Genomic DNA, 19,743 nt, shown 5'->3' with positions numbered 1-19,743 from the left:
AGCTATTAGCTGTTCTAGCCATTAGCCATTAGCCATTAGCCATTAGCTATTAGCTAACGATCGCGAGAATATCTTTTTCGGAGAGCAGGACGTATTCATCACCACCGAGTTTGACATCGGTTCCGGCATACTTGGAGTAGAGAACCTGATCGCCGACTTTGACTTCCATTTCTTGGCGCGAACCGTCATCGTTCCGCTTCCCAGAGCCAACTTGGACGACTTCTCCCACCTGGGGTTTTTCTTTGGCGGTGTCGGGTAGGAGAATACCGCCAGCGGTTTTTTCTTCAGACGCGCTTACTTTCACGAATACGCGATCGCCCAACGGTTTAACGGTAGAAACGCTTAAAGATACTGCTGCCATACAAACAATACTCCGACTACAGATTTTGATGGGTCATGGGTCATGGGTCATTGGTGAACATCCATGCTCAATTCCCACTTCCCTTCCGAGAGTTAGCACTCTCATCTCCTGAGTGCTAATTTAAACCGAGTGGAACGCGATGGCAACAATTTTTCTTGTACGGGTTCCCGAACTTAACACATCGCCAGAATTGCTAAGTATAAATACTTATGAGGCGCTCTAGGACGCGGTAAAGAAACCCGGTTTCTCGGAAAAATCCAGGGTGTGGTAACCAGAGAGCGACGCAGAAACCGGGTTTCTGGCGAGATAGTACCTAAGTCTTGCCGCAGTCTGCTACACATAATGTTGATAATAGGTCGTTGGTCACCCAAGGTGACCCATGACCCATGACCCAAAAAGCAGCATGAGGGAGAATCTAGCGACAATGTCATCGGATGAAACTTTAGAAACTTGCTCGCCGAAAAACGATAGCGCCTTAGCAGCGTGCGTGAAAAATTTGGGACTCGGTCAAATTGAGCGACACGTGTTTATTTGTGCAGACCAGACAGTTCCCCAATGTTGCTCGAAGGAAGCGAGTTTAGCATCTTGGGAGTATCTGAAACGGCGTCTTGTGGAACTGAAACTGGATAAACCAACCGACACGCGACCGGGTTGTATCTTTCGCACCAAGGCGAACTGCTTGCGAGTATGCGCCGCTGGACCAATTATGGTCGTCTATCCCGATGGAGTCTGGTATCGTAATGCAACGCCGGAAGCGATCGAGCGGATAATTCAGGAACATCTGATCGGCAATCGGATCGTAGACGAGTATGCGTTCTTAACCCATCCCTTACCAGAACCAGAAATTGAGACAGGTGTTTTTGATTAACTTCCCAGATTAAAACCCACTATAATATCATTGCACTTATACAGCATACTTCCGTATTACTACTAAACTTCCTTTGCTATTATGCATTCTACTGACCTTAAATTCCGCATACCAGTTGTGACCTTGCTCACAGGTTGCGGGATACACTGTGTCAGTAGAATGCATAGAACACTGGGAAGTTTATTGGTCAAGGACTGGAGCATTTTGACTCTGGATCTATTCAGATCGCCCCGTTCCTCCCTGGGTTCAAGCCACAGGGTTGCCACACTGCGGGCGAGATCTTGTCAGCACCCCCGGCTGAAACATGGGTGGCTTTTGTGTCCCCAGTTTCAGGTAGCTGACCAGCCTCAGGCTAACGGCTGCTTTGAGGACAAGGGTTAAAGACCTAACCTCAAATGCGTCCATAGCGATTAAAGGCTGCTAGAACCGGAACGTTAAACAGCTCGATGGGGTTTAATCCAGTGCATTCTGGATTGTAAAAACCCTAAACGTTGGCGTACTTGCTCGCGCTTTAGCGCGCTACAAGATAGGGCGAACGTTACACCGTACAGGGTAAGCGTACTCCGGCTCTCGTTCAATGGCAGCAGCCGTTGGCATGACGGAGTGGATAGAGACTGTACCTCTCCCTATCCCCCCGCCAGGAATGGTTAAAACCGCGCCAAGCCCTTGTTTCCTGCACCGGATGAATCACCCCGTTTCTACGCTCCCAAGAGTTTTCTATGAAAGACACTCGCATCAGAGATACAAAACGATTACTGTTAATAGATGACGATCCGAACCTGATTTTGCTGGTTAAGGATTACCTGGAATTTAGAGGCTACGAGGTAGTCACGGCAGAAAATGGTCGCCAAGCACTCGATGTACTCGATCAGGAAATGCCAGACCTAATTATCTGCGACGTGATGATGCCGGAAATGGACGGCTATACCTTCGTCAAACATGTTAGAGAAGAACCTCGCACCAGCTGGATTCCGGTTTTATTCCTTTCCGCCAAAGGGCAAAGCCAAGACAAGGTCAAGGGGTTGAACACTGGTGCCGATGTTTACATGGTCAAGCCCTTTGAACCAGAAGAATTGGTGGCGCAAGTGGAATCCTCGCTCAAGCATACCTCGCGCCTGTTGCAGCATCAGGCCAAGGGAGACGAAGCAACGAGAATTCATGTGCCGTTTGACGTGCAGTTAACCCCGACGGAATTAAAAGTTGTACAGCATGTGGCACGGGGTTTGGCTAACCGGGAAATTGCGGACGAACTCAACGTGAGTCAGCGCACTGTGGAAAGCCACGTATCAAATATGTTGGGCAAAACAGGACTGCACAATCGCACAGAATTAGCACGCTGGGCGATTGAAAACAATATGGCTTAAGGGGGGGTCATGGGTCATGGGTTATAGGTCAGGGTCGGACTGTTTGCAGTTTGACCAATTGCCCATTACCTATAACCTATTACAAGCTTTTATGGTAAAAAATTTGTGATAGCGAGGCGCTAACCCAGAGTAAAGTAAAACGTCGCACCTTTATTGACTTCCCCATCAGCCCAGATCTGCCCGCCGTGGCGGTGAATAATCCGCTGTACCGTAGCCAACCCGATGCCGGTGCCTTCAAACTCGTTTTTGCCGTGCAGGCGACAGAAAGCACCGAAAAGTTTGTCAGCTTTAGCCATATCGAAACCGGCACCGTCATCGCGGACAAAATAAGTGTGAAGTGAAGATGCTGTATCTATCCCCCGTTCTAAGACGCCGAATTCTATGCGAGCGCGGGGTTTGTTGCGGGTGTACTTCCAGGCATTACCGAGCAGGTTTTCTAGGACTATCTTAAGCAGTGGCGAGTCTCCCTGAACCACGACGCCTTCTGCAATGATAAATTCGACCTCTCTTTGGTTTGAGGTTTGGCGCAGAGAAATGGCAATCTCTTTGGTTATGTGACTCAAATCAACGGTATCAAATTGCATCTTGCTGCTCGTCACCTGGGATAGGCGCAAGATATCGTCGATTAGTTGCTCCATGCGCTCTGTTGCTACACGTACCCGTTCCAAGTAATGTTTGCCGTCTTCGTCGAACAGGGAAGCGTATTCTTCTTCTAACGCCCATATATAGCCGTTGATACTGGTGATTGGGTTACGCAGGTCGTGGGCAACTGAATAGCTGAAAGCTTCTAGTTCTTTATTCGCAACTTCTAGTTGGGTGGTGCGCGTTTGCAGTTGTTGTTCTATTTTGATCCGATCCCATATTTCCTGTTGCAAGCGATCGTTTTGTTGTTGCAGTTTTTGTTGCAAGTTGCGGATGCTCAAGTGCGTCGTCACGCGGGCTAAAACCTCTGCCTGTTGAATCGGTTTCGTGATATAATCCACCCCGCCGACGCTAAACCCTTTGACTTTATCTTCGCCATCGCTAAGTGCCGTCATAAAAATCACCGGGATATCTTTAGTAGTCTGATTAGACTTGAGGCGCGAGCAAGTTTCAAACCCGTCTATTCCCGGCATCAGTACATCCAATAAAATTATATCTGGTAAGGCATATTCCACCTGCTCGATCGCACTTTCCCCATCTTCTGCCACCAACACTTCAAAGCCGAAATCGGTCAAATAATCGAGCAACGCTCCCAAATTATTGGGCATATCATCGACAATTAAAATAGTGTTTTGTTCTGGTTTTTTCATATTTACTTTTTTTATGTTTGCTCAAAGTGTAAAGTAGAACGTTGCCCCCTGATTTACTGCTGCTTCAGCCCAGATTTGCCCGCCGTGGCGCTGGATAATGCGCTGCACCGTTGCCAGACCAATGCCGGTTCCTTCATACTCTTTATTGCTGTGCAGGCGCACGAAAGTGCCAAATAGTTTTTCAGCGTCAACCATGTCGAAGCCTACACCGTTGTCGCGGATGAAATATAAGGCATTATCAGTATTATGCAATTGGTTATTGGTATTAGCAACGCCAAATTCTATCCAAGACACGAGGTTTTTTCCCGTGTACTTCCAGGCATTGCCCAGCAGATTTTCCAGCATAATCTTCAGCAGCCGCCTATCCCCTTGAACAATTATGCCTTCTTCAATCACAAAATCCACTGCTCTTGCTGGATTGGTTTGCCGCAGCGAAGTCGCAATCTGTCGCGCTATGTTGCTTAAATTAACAGTTTCAAAGCAAATTTCGCTGCGAGTCACATAAGACAAATGCAGCAAACCATCAATCAATTGATTCATCTGCCCAGATGCCAGCCGTACTTGTTGCAGGTAATTTTTACCAGGAGGGTCTAATTTGTTTTCATATTGGTTTCGTAGAACTTGGCTGAAGGCCATAAGTCTGCGGACGTAGGCGCGTAAATCGTGGGAAACCGAATAAGAAAAAGCTTCTAGTTCTTTGTTTACTGCTTCTAACTGGATGGTACGGCGCTTTAAGTTTTCATTGAGTTGTTTGATTTCTTTCTCGACTTTGATGCGTTCGACGATTTCCTGTTGCAAGCGTTCGTTTTGTTTTTGCAGTTTCTTTTGCAAGTTGCGGATGCTCAAGTGCGTCGTCACGCGGGCTAAAACCTCTGCCTGTTGAATCGGTTTCGTGATATAATCCACCCCGCCGACGCTAAACCCTTTGACTTTATCTTCGGCATCGCTAAGCGCCGTCATAAAAATCACTGGGATATCTTTAGTTGCCCGATCGGACTTGAGGCGGCGGCAAGTTTCAAACCCGTCTATTCCGGGCATCAGTACATCCAATAAAATCAGATCGGGGGAAGCATATTTGACCTGCTCGATTGCGCTTTCCCCATCTTCTGCTACCAACACTTCAAAGCCAGATTCATTTAAACAATCCAGCAGCACTCCTAAATTGTTAGGCATATCATCAACGATTAAAATAGTGCCTTGTGTAGTTGCGTTCATAGCTGCACCCTATCTGATTTTTCAATGAATTCAATTGCGAATATTTTATCCAGGTAAATAAGCTTTGAGAAACTCGCGAATTTGTTTGACCTGAAAACCTTTGGCTAACTTTCGCACCTCGGTGACAAACGGCACAAATTTCTCATCCAATTGTTCAATTAAAGCAACTCGTTCCAGAATGGCTTTGATGTTGCCACGCATTGCCAAATCGAGCAAAGCGTTGACTTGCTCCCTCGGCGGAGGCACAATAGCCGTTTGAAGTGACTGCTGATTTTCATCCTTTATCTTTTCTACTTCCTCCTTTTCTTCGTAAATCCATTCCAAACCCAGATGTACCCGTAAACGTTCAAGAAGTATCTCGTAACCCACAGGTTTGGAGATAAAATCGTTACAGCCTGCCTGGAAACTCTGGCGCTGATTCCGATCAAAAATGCTGGCAGATGTAGCGATTACTACCACCCCTTTTAGTTCGGTTAACTGCCGAATTTGCCTAATTGCTTCAAAACCGTCCATTACTGGCATTACCAAATCCATTAAAATACAATCTGGCTCAAACTCAATAGCCTTTTTCAGACAGTCCTGACCATCGACTGCCTCAATAATTTCAAACCCTAAAGGCGATAGTAAATTCACCAATACTGCCCGATTTGACCACTTATCGTCCACTACCAAAACTTTGCGTTTTTCCCCTTTAAAACCGATAATATTACGTTGTTCGGTCTGGGGAGCATCAGTCCATTGTTCAAGTTCTGGTAAATCCAAATCAAACCAGAAAACGCTACCTTGACCCAAGGTACTTTTGACTTTAATTTCGCCCCCCATTAGCTCGACTATTTTCTGGCTAATTGCCAATCCCAAACCCGTCCCTTCAGTCTGGCGGCGGCGCTCTCCTACTTGCTCAAAGGGCAAAAATATTTTTGTTAAATGTTCCGGTGTCATGCCTATACCTGTATCTTCTATTTGAAAGCGTATTTTGGTAATCGGTAATGGGTTATGCTTTTCTGGATTATCTATCACCTTTACTTTGAAAGTGACGCTGCCAGAGTCGGTAAACTTGACAGCATTGCCTAGTAAATTAATTAAAACTTGCCTTAACCTTTTCTCATCAGCATTCACCCCAGTAGGTAAGGGATGAATGGGATCGTAAATAAAGGCAATAGCTTTTTGTTCCGCTCGAATGCGAATGATATCGCACAAGCTTTTAAGAAAGCTGGCAAAATGAAAATTGTTCGGTTGTATTTCCATTTTCTGAGCTGCAATTTTAGAAATGTCTAAAATATCGTTGATTAGTGTCAGCAGGTGTTCGCCGCACTGTTGAATAATATTCAGCCCTTCTTTTTGTTGCTCGATATCTGGCTTTTCTCCAGCTAATTTCCGAGTATTGCGTTTGAGGATTTGCGCGTACCCCAAAATTCCATTCAAAGGCGTTCTGAGTTCGTGGCTCATATTAGATAAAAATTCGCTTTTTGCTCGGTTCGCCACATCGGCTTTTGCTTTAGCTTGTTGCAGTTGCAAGTTGCTTTCTTGTAATTCCTGGGTTCTCTCTTCTAATTTTAATTCCAGCGTGCGCGAATATTCTTCTAACTGCTCTTTGGCAAGTGTTAGGTTTTCCAAAAGCCGGGCATTTTCTAGAGAAATGGCAATCTGAGAAGATAGAATGTTTAAAACCTCTATACGCTCTGGAGTAAATGCACCAGTTGTCAGATTATTTTCTAAATAAAGTAGCCCGATTAATTTACCTTGATTGACGATAGGAGTACATAAAATAGACTTTGGTTGCTGGCTGATAATATAACTATCCGTCGTAAATATTCCGGCTTGTGTGGCATCATTTAACACCACATTTTCTTGAGTTATGACGACGTAATTGATGGCAGATAACGGCAACATATTACTGTTTTCTACTGGCGTTGATTGCCGCACGACGACCTCATCTTTATCCGCTGAACCCGCTGCTTCTATCAACAAATTTCCATTTTTTTCTAAAATCAGCAGTCCAGTTTGAGCGCCTGCGTTTTCGATCGCAATCTTCATCAATTTATTCAGCAATTTCTCTAGTGAGATTTCACCGGAGAGAGCTTGATAGACTTTAATAAACGTCCTCAAGTCTAGAACTCCCGAAGTGCCAACAGTTGTGGTATTTGTGGTAGTTCCCTGAATAGTGCTACTTTCTCTGGCATAATTTTGGGCAGCTAGCTGGGGATATCTAGACTCCAAATCTGCTATCTTCGCTTTTGCTCCCCAGCAAGTATATCCATAGTGAGATTCTATTAGATAAGTTTGAGCAATCTTCTGTCTGCCAATGTAAAAATAAAATTCTGCTGCTAATTCATTCGCAAGTGCTTCTTCCTGAATGTATTCCTGTTCTTTAGCACCTTGAATGGCGCGATCGTAGTACTCCATTGCTACTAAAGTTTGCCCCAAAACCCTTGCTTTCTCAGCTTCTACTAAGTCGTATTTATGCTGGAAATTACTCGCTGCATGAACTGCCCAAATTTGCATCATTTCTTGATTTTTTGTCACCTTGTCCAGGCATTCTGCTTGCTCGCTTTTGCACAGATGGGGATACCGCGCCAGCAGTGCTAGAGAATAATAAAAATTATGTTCGGCAACATAAAGAATACCGACTACACCGTCTAGTTGGGTGGTGGCTAACTCGGCATATTCTACAGCATCATCGGATTTTTTAAACAAATATAATAAAATTAACTTGAAAAGATAGAAACAAAAGATTAGCATTTTAAAATTGGCTTTAACCACCATCGGCAGCATTGTTTCTTCGCTGAAACTTTCACCTGTTAGAATGCAAGGATTATCTGCCTTACCCGCTAAATTTAAGGCGGCTTGGCGACCAATTTTTATATAATATGTTCCTAACTCTTGTTTCAGCTTTTCCAGTAGTTCCTCATAAGACCCATACTTTTGCTCTAGGTATTCTAGATTTTCGGCGCTGAAAAATAAATACATACAATATTCGGTACTACCATAACCCAAGTATTCAACATTGCCGGTTTCGAGTTTGGTTTGAATCGCGGTGAGAAAATTAGGTATCGCACGCCGCAAGGGTTCTTTCCAAGGTTGAATATGACTGGCAAATACTTTGTGAACTTGACACTTAATCGGAGCGGAGGTTATTTGAAATTTTTCTGATATTTGTTGCGTCCCCAAAGGAAAATTTTCTATTTTTCCTGTAGCTAACCATTGATTTAGACAATTTTCTAAATCAGCTTTTAGCCCCCAACCACATTGATATATGTCTTCCGCTGTTTTGGCTAATAATTTCATTACAATCTCAGAAACCACTGGCGGAATTTCTGGTTCGATCCTATCGGGTGGAGTTGGTATTTTAGCAATATGGCAGTGTACCAATTCGATTGGGTCTTTGGCAGTAAAAGGTAGGGTTCCCGTCAGCATTTCATAAAAAGTAAGCCCCAAAGAATAAAAGTCAGTGCGGTAATCGATATACCGATTCATCCGTCCGGTTTGTTCGGGAGAAATATAAGCTAGGGTTCCTTCTAGTAAGTTGGGATTGCTAATTCTCTCGGTTTCTTTTGTCAGGCGCGTTGCCATGCCAAAATCGATAATTTTTACCTGGTTTGTTGCTAAATTGATGACGATATTGTCCGGCTTAATATCTTTATGAATAATATTGTTTTGATGCAGTTGACCGATGGCATCTGCTAGCTGGATGGCTAGGTGCAAGAAGCGGGATAATTCTATTTTTTGCTTTGATGCGATCGCTTGTTGCAGCGATATTCCACCAAAGTCTTCTAAAATCAGCGCAATTGAGTTACTATAAGTTTCCAAACCCAGAGGTTTTACAACGCCTGGTATATCCAGATTTTTGAGAATTTCATACTCTTGTCTGATTTCGGCAATGTCATTTAAACTAGGATAATCTGTTTTTAAACTTTTGATAATCACCGATTGTCGATCGGTTTCCCTAACGGCGCGATATACGACTGTCTTTGACCGGGCGTAAATCTGTTCTACAATTTTGTAACCAGGGATAGCAATCATGGTTTAAAAATGTCCTAGATAGGAAAAAATGCAACGCAAAGTTCGCTATCGCACCTGCAACGGTGGACCTGCACCTATCCAAGGGATATCGAGCGCCTTGGAGTTAAAAGTATTGATTATAATAATTATTATGTAACCAATTTTTGATGTTGAAAAGGCAAATTTTCTGGGGCGATCTCAACTTGCCTAGGATCGTAGAAACCGGGTTTCTTGCTGAGATATTTCCTTGGCAAACTGATGATTTTTGAGAGAAACCCGGTTTGTTGCCGGTTTCTTGCTGAGATATTTCCTTGGCAAACCGATGATTTTTAAGAAAAACTCGGATGGGTGCCGTAATAGGGGGTGATAAATTTATCTAATTATATGATGTCCACCTAATTACCCTGAATAAAAATCTCTCCCAAGTCACCGTGTCACCCCCTCAGAGTCATTCCAAAATATGGGTGATTAACCGGACATGATATCATTCGTAGGTTGGGTTGAGGCAAGCGAAAACCAACTCTCTCCGGACTAACAAGTTGAGTTTCGTTCCTCAACCCAAGCGGATAAAATATAGCATGGATGATTTATATGATGTCCGGCTTTTCACCCATAATTAAAACTCAGATCCGACCGTGTGTCTCCCTTGTCTGGTGCGTCAGTCCTAACTATGGGTAATCAAACGGAAATGATATCATCTGGTATCCGTAAACATCGCACTTGCATCGCAAGACTGAGTTTTTCAGCATAAGCTGCTACGCACCTAATTTGAGAGTCAAATTTTCTCTTCTTCTTGTGGGGTGGGCATCTTGCCCGCCTCTTTATTGGATTTAAATGCGTAGCAGCATATTTAGCAATCGTCAATTGGGTACTATCCACAATCTTATTTCAGGGGGCGACAAGCGCCCCCAAATCCTTATGCCCAAAGGGTTTGCCTCCTTGATTCCCCCTCCCAGAAATCCGAGGCTTATTGACAATGAGACGGTGGGGCTAGAAACATCTTTCGCAGTTATAGCCCGTATATGGTAAAAAAGAACGGTCTTATTACTAGAACAAGACCGAAATTTAAAATGCTACCAACATTCTATCACTCTCATTTGGAAAAATACTTGAGCGAAGCTCAAATGATGACGTTAAAACTGATAGTGTGGTTATTGCAATCCCATAAACAAGTAAAAATAGAAAGGCTGGCAGCAACTCTCGCTTTACCAATTCAGCATAATAGTAGTCGTCGCCACATACAACGGTTTTTAAATTTGAGCTAAGTATAGTTATTCTCTGGTTTCCTTTAATAATTCAAGAGATAATTTTGAATCGGATTCCCATTGGTCATCAAATAATATTTTGATGGCAAGCGCGATTCATCAAAAAAGAGCATTTCCGATATTTTGGATGGGATTGTCTAAAAAAGGCAACAGTAACTTCCGAGAGCAACAAAACCTTTTAAGACCAGTTATCAAGTTATTTAAAACTTATAAAATAGTGATTGTGGGGTTCCCTTGAATTTCACAGTGGAGAGCTAGCCAAATGGTTACGCACTCAAGGGGTGAAGTTTGTTTTGAGGCAAAAGAAAGACACGAATTATCGGCAAAAAAGGCAAAAATTGACCCCATTATCAAGTCTAAAAATAAATCCAGGAGAACGGCAATTTATTTGAGAAATTAACATCACACAAAAACAAGGGTTTGGTCGGTTTAACCTAGCTGTCTATTGGCGAAGAAAGTATAAAAATAAACAAGAGAAAGCTCCTTGGTATTTGCTAACAAATTTTGATGATGCCGAAACGGCTGTGAAAGTTTATCAACAGCGCTTTGGTATAGAAGCGATGTTTAAGGATTGTAAAACAGGCGGTTATAATCTGGAAGGTTGCGGGGCTTCATCAGATAAATTAGTGAGGATAATTTTACTGATTCCCATCGCGATGACAATCGCCTGGACGCCTGGTGAAAAAACATTAATTTCAGGAAATGCTCCTTATATTTGCCGCCCAAAAGAAACAGGAAGAACAAGGAGAAGACATAGCAATTTTTGGATAGGTTTATCTGGTCACAATTGGATAGTGGCCTGACATTCATGTCAGGCATGGATACAGGAATTAATAGACAACCTTCCCAATAAGCGGGCATTTTATCAACGGGGGGTGAAAGCCATAACACTTATACAACAAGCTTTATAAGACCCTTGTCGCCCCCTGAACAATCTTATTAAGTAGCTTCTCAAATTGTGATAATCAAAATCAGTTAGGCGAGGGGTTACTAAATAGGTGGAAAAGTTGAGACTCCATGGGTAATCGGCTCGCACCATGGGTGATTAAAGAGTCAAGGTGAGAGCGAGAAAGTGCAGCCTTTTGCAGTTGAGCGAAGCGCTCGCATTGGATGTTGCCGAGTTAATTGCCACCATCTTCAGGATACACTTCCTGCTCTTTTCGCCGCGGCGTTGACCAGTTTGCGATACTCCCATTAAGCAAGCCGCCAGTTGAATATAGCAGTTTGCGACTTAGTGGAATACAGCCCTTGGGGCTTTGTTTGTCAAGCGCGCAGCAAAAATGGCAGCGCGCTTGACAAACAGAGCAACGCAAGACAAGGGCTATTAACTTATGCAAAATAAAGTGTGTTCTATCAAGTCGCAAACCGCTATAAATCCCAAATAGCGAGAAAGGCAGTTTATAGCGGTTTGCACCCGCATGAGGTACACCTCTCGTTTGTCCAGCGCGCGCTTGACAAACGAGAGCCTTAAGGCTGTACCTGACTCACTTGCAATCTGCTGTATCCCAACGAATGAGTAAAATTCGGAAACCGTTAGAGTCGAGGAAATTTATTACTAAACTCCCCCTCTCTAGCGAAACCGAACATGAAAGTTTCCCTTGAGCTGGCTATTCAAGTATGTCCTCATCCGGAAGCTCTTTCCTTTGCTCCAACCACCACAAGTAAGCTGCCAAAATTGTCGCCGCCATCACAATTGGTGCAACTAGGCGAAAACTCATCTGCACGCCAAACACTAATGCCTCAATCGGTGCCTCTGTGACATCCATGACAGATTGAGCTGGTCTGCGAGACAGGGTCAAGAGCGAAAACAGAGTACCCATAAGCGCCAAACCAATTGTCTGTCCCAAGTTCTGCGACAAAGACAACAATCCCGAAGCGATGCCTAGCTGTTCTTGGGGGGCTGCTCCCATAATGGCGCTTTGGTTGGGTGAGTTGAATATTCCTATCCCCAGCCCGAAGGGTAAGAATCGCACAATATAGCCTCCGACAGTCAATTCGCTGTCAAAGGTACTAATTGTTAAACACCCACATCCCATCAACACTAGCCCAGTTAGGCTGACGATACGCGTACCAAAGCGGTCAGATAAAGTCCCAGCAATCGGTGCCATCAACCCCGCTGAAATTGGCCCGATTGCCATCAATAACCCCACCTCAAAGGCTGAGTAGTGTTTCACCAACTCTAGGAAGAAAGGATCGATCAAAGTTATACCTGCTAGAACCACAGATTTCATCGCATTCAGCAATAAGCTGAAGCTAAACTTTACGGAGCGAAAAATCGCCAGGTCGAGCATCGGTGACTCTAGGCGAGACTCTACGGCTAAAAAGCACCCCAAACCGACAAAAGCTAATGCCAGCATTATCAGCCCTGTCTGAGAACTTTTGCTCTCGCTCTGTAATGAAGTCATGGCAAGTGCAAAGCCACTGAGGGTTACACTCATCAGCAACGCTCCAACCCAATCAAAGCTTTGTTTGGTTTGAGGTGTCGCACCCTCTGGGACAACCAGGGCAATAACTACGCTGGCAATTAGACCAATCGGCACATTAACCAAGAAAATCGTATGCCAACTCCACAGACCAATCAGCAGACCTCCTACTGTTGGTCCGATGCTGATTCCCAACAAGGCAATCGAGCTAATAATGCCTAGCGCCTTCCCGCGCTCCTGTGAAGGGAACGATTGCGTAATAATTGCACTCGCGAGTGCCGACATAAACACGGCACCGAGTCCTTGCAGCGCTCGGAAAGCTATCAAAAAGCTTACCGTTGGTGCAACTCCACACAACAGGGAGCTGATGGTGAACAAGATCAGTCCACTCAGATACAACCACTTCTTACTCCACATATCGCCTAGGCGTGCGGCACCCAGCACTAAAACGCTGAGCATCAGCGGATAAATTAAGCGAACCCATTGAATGGTGGCAAAGCTAGCGTGGAGATCTCGCGTCAGGGTGGGCAGGGCGATGTTGACAATGAAGACATCCAAGGAGAGCATGAATACGCCAATGCCAATGCCCAACATTGCCCACCATTTTCCAGATTTGGAAGGCTGATTTTGCAGATCATCAGATTGCACTTCTTCGAGCGGGGAGAGTAAGTCTAATTCTTGGGAATTCATTGATTGATTTTCTAATTTGAAAGAGCCACCAGTTTTTACTCAGTTGGCACACTCAGGTTCAGCGGAGGTCTGGGTGTTGTGCTAGGGTGGCTTCAATTTTGCCCAGTTCGATGCGGATACCTCTAATCTTTACTTGGCGATCGATTCGACCAAGAGACTCAATATTACCATCAGGCAGATAGCGAACTAAGTCTAGGCTTCAAAATCTTAAATTTAGCTTGGCGTCAGCTTATTTGCCCCAGTTAGGTTGGAAGCATATTAGCCTTTCTCTAAGATTGCTTCAACTGTTTTCATATTTCCGCCTCTTCCTGAGCTTGGAGAAACTCTCTATTGAGATAATCTGCAAATTTGGCAACAGTTGGTGCCTCAAATAGAGTTACAACATGTAATTCCTGTTTCGTTTTTTCCTCGATATTGTTAATCGCAATCATCGCTAGAACAGAATTGCCACCCAGATCGAAAAAATTATCGTGGATGCCTACTGCTTGTACTCCCAAGACAGAAGAGAAGATATTGGCTATTGTTTGATGGATAGGAGTCTGAGGTGGGACAAACTCTTCTTCCCGTGTGAGTTCCGCTGCTGTTGCTGACAACGCCTTTCGGTCTACTTTACCATTGGGAGTCAAGGGCAAGGCTTCTAAGAGAACAAATGCACTGGGTATCATATATTCAGGAAGTTGCTGTTTGAGGAAACTACGCAGGTCATCGGGGTTCGTGGACTGGTCTGAGGCAACGAGATAAGCCACCAAACGTTTATTCCCTGGGGTGTCTTCTCGAACAATGACGGCTGCTTCCCGAACATTGGGGTGTTCTCCGATCGCTGCCTCAATTTCTCCTAGTTCAATGCGAAAACCGCGAATTTTCACTTGCTGGTCGATGCGACCAATGTACTCAATGTTGCCATCGCTTAGGTAACGAGCTAAGTCCCCAGTTTTGTACAGGCGTGTATCTGGTTCATTGCTAAAGGGGTTGGGGATGAATTTCTCAGCAGTTAAATCGGGGCGATGGAGATAACCTTGACCTACGCCCCGACCACCAATATATAGTTCGCCTGGAACACCAATTGGCACTGGTTGTAGGTGTCTGTCTAACAAATAGATTTGCGTGTTGGGGATAGGACGACCGATCAGAACGACTTGTACCCCCTCACCCTGTTGAGCAGGAATAGGATAGGTTGAAACAATCCCACAGGTTTCTGTCTGACCAAACATATTGATCGCGTGTGTGTCCTGCTGGAAGTTAGAGTTCCAGTTGCTAGGAATATCTGACAACAGAGGTTCACTTGCGGACAGGATTAACCGTAATTTGTTGTCTAAGAGTGCTTGTCTTGACTCTGGTGCTAAGCCAGCCAGTGCATAATTGCAGTTGCGCCAGTAGGAGGGGACAATATCAATAACCGTGACATCATGTTGCTTAATTTTCGCAAACAGCGCTAAGGGATCTTTTCTCTGTTCGGACGTTGCAATTGTGACAGTAGCACCTTGAGTTAGAGGCATTATTAACTGTCTGGTAGAAGATGAGAAGGCAATAGATGCCGTGTGCAAATAGACATCTTCGGCTGTGATTCCCAGAGCTATTTGCATTGCCTGCACGTAATGACACAAATTGTTGTGTCCGACTCTGACGCCTTTAGGGGTTCCTGTAGAGCCTGAGGTATAAATTACATAAGCCAGGTTCTCCCCTCTCACCCCACTGTCAGGATTCTCCTGACTCTGCTGCCCAATCACTTGCCAATCGGCATCCAAATATACAACCTCCGCTTGATGCTCAGGCAAGGGTTTCTGCAATGACCGCAGGCTCAGCAAAATCTTTACCTTAGCATCCCCCATCATGTACCCTAATCGCTCCTCCGGATAACTTGGATCCATCGGCACATACGCTCCCCCCGCCTTGAGAATGCCTAACAACCCCAAGACCATCTCCAGGGAACGCTCCATGCAAATCCCCACAAGAACTTCTGGCTTTACACCCAAATTTTGCAAGTAGTGTGCTACCTGATTAGCTCGTTCATTCAACTGCCGATAGGTCAACTGTTGATCTTCAAATCTCAGTGCCACTGCATCTGGAGTGCGTTCCACCTGTGCCTCAAATAACTGATGGATACACTTGTCCTTCGGATAATCAACTGCCGTATCATTCCATTCCACTAATATCTGATGCTGTTCTGCCTGCGTTAACAGCGGCAAATACCCCACCCTCTCCTCTGGACTTGCTACGATTCCTGCGAGCAGAGTCTGAAAATGACGCACCATCTGGGTAACGGTCTGGTCGTCGAACAGCTCAGTGTTATACTGCAAAGACCCCAACAGCCCTGTATCCGTCTCCTCTATCCACAGGCTCAGATCGTACTCTGGACTGACCGTCTCTGTAGTTAGCGGTGTTAATCTGGCATTTGTTAACTCCTGGGTTGGCATTGGAGTATTCTGCAATACAAACATCACCTGGAAGAGCGGCGAGTAACTTAAATCCCGTTCTGGTTGCAGCGCTTTTACCAGTTCCTCAAACGTCACATCTTGATGGGCATAAGCTTCCCGCGTCACTTTTTGTAATTGGGCGAGTAATTGACTAAAACTGGGGTTGTCCTCAAAGCGAGTTCGCAACACCAACCTATTCACAAAACATCTGCTCGGCGGATCGAGTTCGGCAGGGGTAGGGTTGGCAATCAGAGAACCGATCGCGATATCGGTTTGACCACTGTAGCGATAGAGCAAAGTGGCAAACGCGGCTAACAGGGTTGTGAACAGCGTCGTACCTTGTGCTTGACTCAGCTTATACAATTGTTCGGTTACAGCGCAATTGAGCGAGAATCGCAGCGTTTGACCGTGGTAGCGCTGGATGAGGGGACGAGGGCGATCTGTCGGTAACTGTAGTAGAAGGGGTAAGTCCGCTAACTGTTGCTTCCAGTAAGCCAGTTGCTTCTCCAAATGGTTTTCCATAACTTGAATGATTATCATCTTTCCACTCTCACTCAATTTCCTCACAATAATTTTCTACCTCTTTTTTATCTTCAGTTTGGAATACTTTTTGCCATGGAATATCCATATTATAATTACCATAGTTTCGCCATCTGTAAATATTCTGTTTTAATCAATTCTTCCGGCGACAGATTTACAGCTGCTTGCGCGATCGTTCCTAGATTATTGAAGTTTGGTTTGTTGTGGTCTGGATTTGGCATTAATATTTCTCCAATAGTGAGATATATTCGATGGAAAGAGAGTCGAGGTTAAACACAAAACAGGGGTTCTCAAGGCGGATTTGGGAGAAATCCTACTTTTTATAGCTGAGTTGAACCGGCTTGTGCCCGTTCGAGACAGAATTTTAACTTATCTCCTAGGACTGAGCAATTAGGCTCAGTCATCATAGTCCGATGGTTGCCCGGTATATGATATATTTCTATCGGTTTAGTTGTAAACTCACCCCAACCCATCGCGTATTCCTTAAACCTGTTATTTACCACTCTGTCGTCCTCAAGCGGAAGCTCCTCGGAGGATCGAAAAAGGGTGATTTTACCTCTGTACAGTCTTGGTATGTAGCTCATGGCAGCTTTGGCAAGAATCATCCAAAGTTGCACGAGCCGACGAATCCCCTCCTGTCCTACATTTGGAGAGATCAGGTTAGCAGCTTTTAATGTCTCCAAGAAGTAGTCTATTTGCTCTTGTGGCTGAAGCTTTTGGACTTGTTCGCAGACAAAAGGCAATTTTTTTCTGAATTCGTATTCTATTATCCTAAAACAGAGCTTTATCCAGTCGGTATCATTATTCGCTGGGGCAATATCTAACTTGGCAGTGGGTGCCATTGTGTCGATAATAGCCAGTAAAGCGACTTCATGCCCCTGCTGTTCGAGTTGTTGAGCCATTTCAAAGGCTACCAATCCACCGAAAGAGTAACCTCCCAGAAAGTAGGGTCCTGAAGGTTGAACTACAGATATTGCTTGGATGTAACAAGTTGCCAAATCTTCTATTGTTGTTAACGGCTCTTGTTGTCCCAGCATTCCAATTGCCTCCAAACCGTAAAACGGTTGTTCCGCACCCAGATGACGGCTTAAAACTGGGAAGCTCAGAATGTTGCCAGATAAAGGATGGACACAGAAAAAAGGCGGTTTGAGACCGAGAGTTTGAATTCCTACCAGGGGAGACCAGCGTCGCACCTTCGGTTGGGTAGAATTGAAGCTCTGTTTATCCTTTTGCAGAAACTGGATTATGTCGGCTTTGTGTTCTCGTAGTTGCTCAAGCCGCTCTGAGGTGATTACCCCCAAGGGAGCTTGATAGCGTAAGCGACCACCCTCAACCCACAGTTTCACATTTAAACTTTCAAGGTAAGCTATAAGTTGTTCCATAATTTTTTAAAGTTCTCCCTCTTCAATTTGGATTAAACCAACTGTCTCAATATACTTAGCCAGTTCAGCTACAGTAGGCAATTGAAAGAGATTTTGTAGGTGTAATTCTATACAAAAGGCTTGGCGCAAGCAAGAAATAATTTGGGCAGCTAATAGAGAATGTCCCCCTAACCCAAAAAAATTATCGTGGACACCCACCCGTTCCAGCATTAGGACTTGAGCAAATATATCTGCAATCTCATGTTCTATCTCATTTCTTGGGGGAATGTACTCTCGCTTGAGATACCCAGCGAGTTTCTCGGCAAGTCCAAGACGTTGCACTTTGCCTGTTGCTCCCTTGGGAATGGCATCTACGATCGCTACCTGACTAGGGACTTTAAAATCAGCTAAGCGCTCAAACAAAAACCTGCGAATCGTTTGTTCTTCAAGCTGTGTACCTTCCTTCAATACAACAGCAGCAGCAACATCCTCACCTAGTGTGGGATGGGGAACCCCAAAGGTTATAGCTTGAACAATACCAGGAAGCTCCATCAGAACTTCATCAACTTCTATCGGGTAAATTTTCTCCCCGCCACGATTGATAATTTCCTTGAGCCGTCCCTTGAGGAACAGGTATCCATTTTCATCTAAATACCCAAGGTCACCGGTTCTAAACCAACCATTCGTAAAAGCTTTGGCATTGGCTTCTGGATTATTCTCATAACCTTGAGTAACATTTGCACCTTGGATGACAACTTCCCCTACTTCTCCAGTAGGCAGTAAATTACCCATTTCATCCATAATCGCTATTTGGGTTCCCGCCGCCAAACCCACCGAACCCGGCTTGCGTTCGCCTGGAGGTAGAGGATTGCTAGCGATAAGGGAGGCTTCCGTCATTCCGTACTGTTCAATCACAGGAGCTTGGAAAGTAGCTTCTAGCTGGTGTATTACCTGCTGTGGCACAGCCGCAGCTCCAGAACAAATAAGTCGCAGTGGATGCTGGGAAATTTTGTCGCGGTTGGCTGGAGTGTGTGTTAGAACTTCCTGATGCATGGTTGGCACTGCTGCATACCAAGTTGGTTGAAACGCTAACAACCCTGAGAAAAAACTAGAAGCATCAAACCCTGAGGTACAAACCACACTTCCACCAGCACTCAGGGATGAAAGTATTGAGCCAATCAGACCGTAAATGTGAAATAAGGGCAGGACATTGAGACAGCGATCGCCCTCAACCAGATTGAGAGCCACGCGAATATTTTTTGCTGAAGTGCAGAGGTTTATGTGACTCAGCGGTACTATTTTGGGACGGGAGGTGGTGCCGGAAGTATGCAGCACTAAAGCCACATCATCAGGTTTGGCAAAACCGCTTTGTGCTGGATTAGGGGAGGACATATTGCCAGTTAAGTTGAAGATTCCCGCCGCAGCTTCCCATACAGGAGATAGTTCAAAAATGGCGATGCCTTGGTCTTGGGCTACGGCTCTTGCTGGCGAGTCTATTCCTGACTGTACGATTAGCGCTTTCGCCTTCAAAGAAGATAGATAAAATTCAAATTCCTTGGCGCTATAGGCTGGATTGAGTGGGGCGCAGGTCGCAGCAGCAGCTACGGATAAAAAAGCGACAGCCATCTCCGGTCCATTGGGTAAAGCAATTGCCACCCGGTCATTGTGTCCCACACCGAGCGAATTTAACTTGGTAACAATATCTTCAATTTGATTGTAGAGACTTCTGTACGTGAGGGGAGTACGGTTTTGAGCGACAAGAGCAATTCTTTCCGGGTTTTTCTCTGCTTTTTTTTTAATTATATTGACAATAGATAAATCGGACAAAGGCCGCTTTTTTTCTAAGTCCATAGTTAGATAGTTCCTCGTGGCATGTCAAGACTATAATCTAAATAATAGGCGGTTTTTTAAAGTAGTAGACGTGGGTCATTTCTCCAATAATAATGCGCTT

General features: G+C 44.7%; 14 protein-coding genes. 4 read left to right on the top strand and 10 right to left on the bottom strand.

The genetic code is table 11. The features are described 5' to 3' along the window. Positions 1 to 49 precede the first annotated feature (49 nt). Both groES and ACE1CM_RS16865 read right to left on the bottom strand, forming a co-directional pair. Positions 50 to 361 carry a co-chaperone GroES gene (groES, locus tag ACE1CM_RS16870; protein WP_374878668.1) on the bottom strand — a complete coding sequence of 104 codons (312 nt, stop codon included), beginning with the start codon at positions 359 to 361 and terminating at the stop codon, positions 50 to 52. Between the two features lie 173 nt (positions 362 to 534). Next, positions 535 to 792, bottom strand: coding sequence for a hypothetical protein (locus ACE1CM_RS16865; protein ID WP_374878667.1), 258 nt, complete (start codon positions 790 to 792; stop codon positions 535 to 537). On the opposite strand from ACE1CM_RS16865, the gene ACE1CM_RS16860 reads away from it, so the two are divergent. Continuing rightward, positions 786 to 1,229 (top strand): ferredoxin, encoded by a 444-nt coding sequence (locus ACE1CM_RS16860; RefSeq protein WP_374878666.1) that lies wholly within the window; start codon positions 786 to 788, stop codon positions 1,227 to 1,229. The genes ACE1CM_RS16865 and ACE1CM_RS16860 overlap by 7 nt on opposite strands. Positions 1,230 to 1,948: 719 nt before the next feature. Beyond that, positions 1,949 to 2,593 carry a response regulator transcription factor gene (locus ACE1CM_RS16855; RefSeq protein WP_374878665.1) on the top strand — a complete coding sequence of 215 codons (645 nt, stop codon included), beginning with the start codon at positions 1,949 to 1,951 and terminating at the stop codon, positions 2,591 to 2,593. Between the two features lie 119 nt (positions 2,594 to 2,712). Here ACE1CM_RS16855 and ACE1CM_RS16850 read toward each other — a convergent pair whose 3' ends face one another. From ACE1CM_RS16850 to ACE1CM_RS16840, 3 genes are read right to left on the bottom strand one after another with little or no spacing between them, the layout of a single operon-like run. Continuing rightward, complete coding sequence (locus tag ACE1CM_RS16850; RefSeq protein ID WP_374878664.1) at positions 2,713 to 3,885, bottom strand: response regulator; 1,173 nt, start codon at positions 3,883 to 3,885, stop codon at positions 2,713 to 2,715. A 21-nt stretch (positions 3,886 to 3,906) separates the two neighbouring features. Further along, positions 3,907 to 5,100 (bottom strand): response regulator, encoded by a 1,194-nt coding sequence (locus ACE1CM_RS16845; RefSeq protein WP_374878663.1) that lies wholly within the window; start codon positions 5,098 to 5,100, stop codon positions 3,907 to 3,909. A gap of 45 nt (positions 5,101 to 5,145) precedes the next feature. Further along, positions 5,146 to 9,120, bottom strand: coding sequence for an ATP-binding protein (locus tag ACE1CM_RS16840; protein WP_374878662.1), 3,975 nt, complete (start codon positions 9,118 to 9,120; stop codon positions 5,146 to 5,148). Between the two features lie 1,049 nt (positions 9,121 to 10,169). Here ACE1CM_RS16840 and ACE1CM_RS16835 point away from each other — a divergent pair. Further along, entirely contained in the window at positions 10,170 to 10,364 is a 195-nt protein-coding gene (locus ACE1CM_RS16835) for a hypothetical protein (RefSeq protein WP_374878661.1), read from the top strand. A 524-nt stretch (positions 10,365 to 10,888) separates the two neighbouring features. Then, positions 10,889 to 11,167 carry a hypothetical protein gene (locus ACE1CM_RS16830; protein WP_374878660.1) on the top strand — a complete coding sequence of 93 codons (279 nt, stop codon included), beginning with the start codon at positions 10,889 to 10,891 and terminating at the stop codon, positions 11,165 to 11,167. Positions 11,168 to 11,971: 804 nt separating this feature from the next. Here the strand turns inward: ACE1CM_RS16830 and ACE1CM_RS16825 are convergent. The 5 genes from ACE1CM_RS16825 to ACE1CM_RS16805 all read right to left on the bottom strand — a co-directional run bounded on the left by ACE1CM_RS16825 (position 11,972) and on the right by ACE1CM_RS16805 (position 19,643). Continuing rightward, positions 11,972 to 13,477, bottom strand: a complete 1,506-nt coding sequence (locus tag ACE1CM_RS16825) for an MFS transporter (protein WP_374878659.1) — start codon at positions 13,475 to 13,477, stop codon at positions 11,972 to 11,974. Positions 13,478 to 13,767: 290 nt separating this feature from the next. Continuing rightward, entirely contained in the window at positions 13,768 to 16,431 is a 2,664-nt protein-coding gene (locus ACE1CM_RS16820) for an amino acid adenylation domain-containing protein (RefSeq protein WP_374878658.1), read from the bottom strand. 95 nt (positions 16,432 to 16,526) lie between these two features. Next, positions 16,527 to 16,652 carry a hypothetical protein gene (locus ACE1CM_RS16815; protein ID WP_374878657.1) on the bottom strand — a complete coding sequence of 42 codons (126 nt, stop codon included), beginning with the start codon at positions 16,650 to 16,652 and terminating at the stop codon, positions 16,527 to 16,529. Between the two features lie 99 nt (positions 16,653 to 16,751). Then, positions 16,752 to 17,813, bottom strand: coding sequence for a thioesterase domain-containing protein (locus tag ACE1CM_RS16810; RefSeq protein ID WP_374878656.1), 1,062 nt, complete (start codon positions 17,811 to 17,813; stop codon positions 16,752 to 16,754). Positions 17,814 to 17,819: 6 nt separating this feature from the next. Next, on the bottom strand, positions 17,820 to 19,643 hold the full coding sequence (locus tag ACE1CM_RS16805) for an AMP-binding protein (protein WP_374878655.1): 1,824 nt from the start codon (positions 19,641 to 19,643) through the stop codon (positions 17,820 to 17,822). Positions 19,644 to 19,743: the final 100 nt, after the last annotated feature.

The sequence above is a fragment of the Microseira sp. BLCC-F43 genome (assembly GCF_041929235.1).
GTDB lineage: Bacteria > Cyanobacteriota > Cyanobacteriia > Cyanobacteriales > Aerosakkonemataceae > Microseira.
This window is presented reverse-complemented; position numbering and strand designations above follow the sequence as displayed.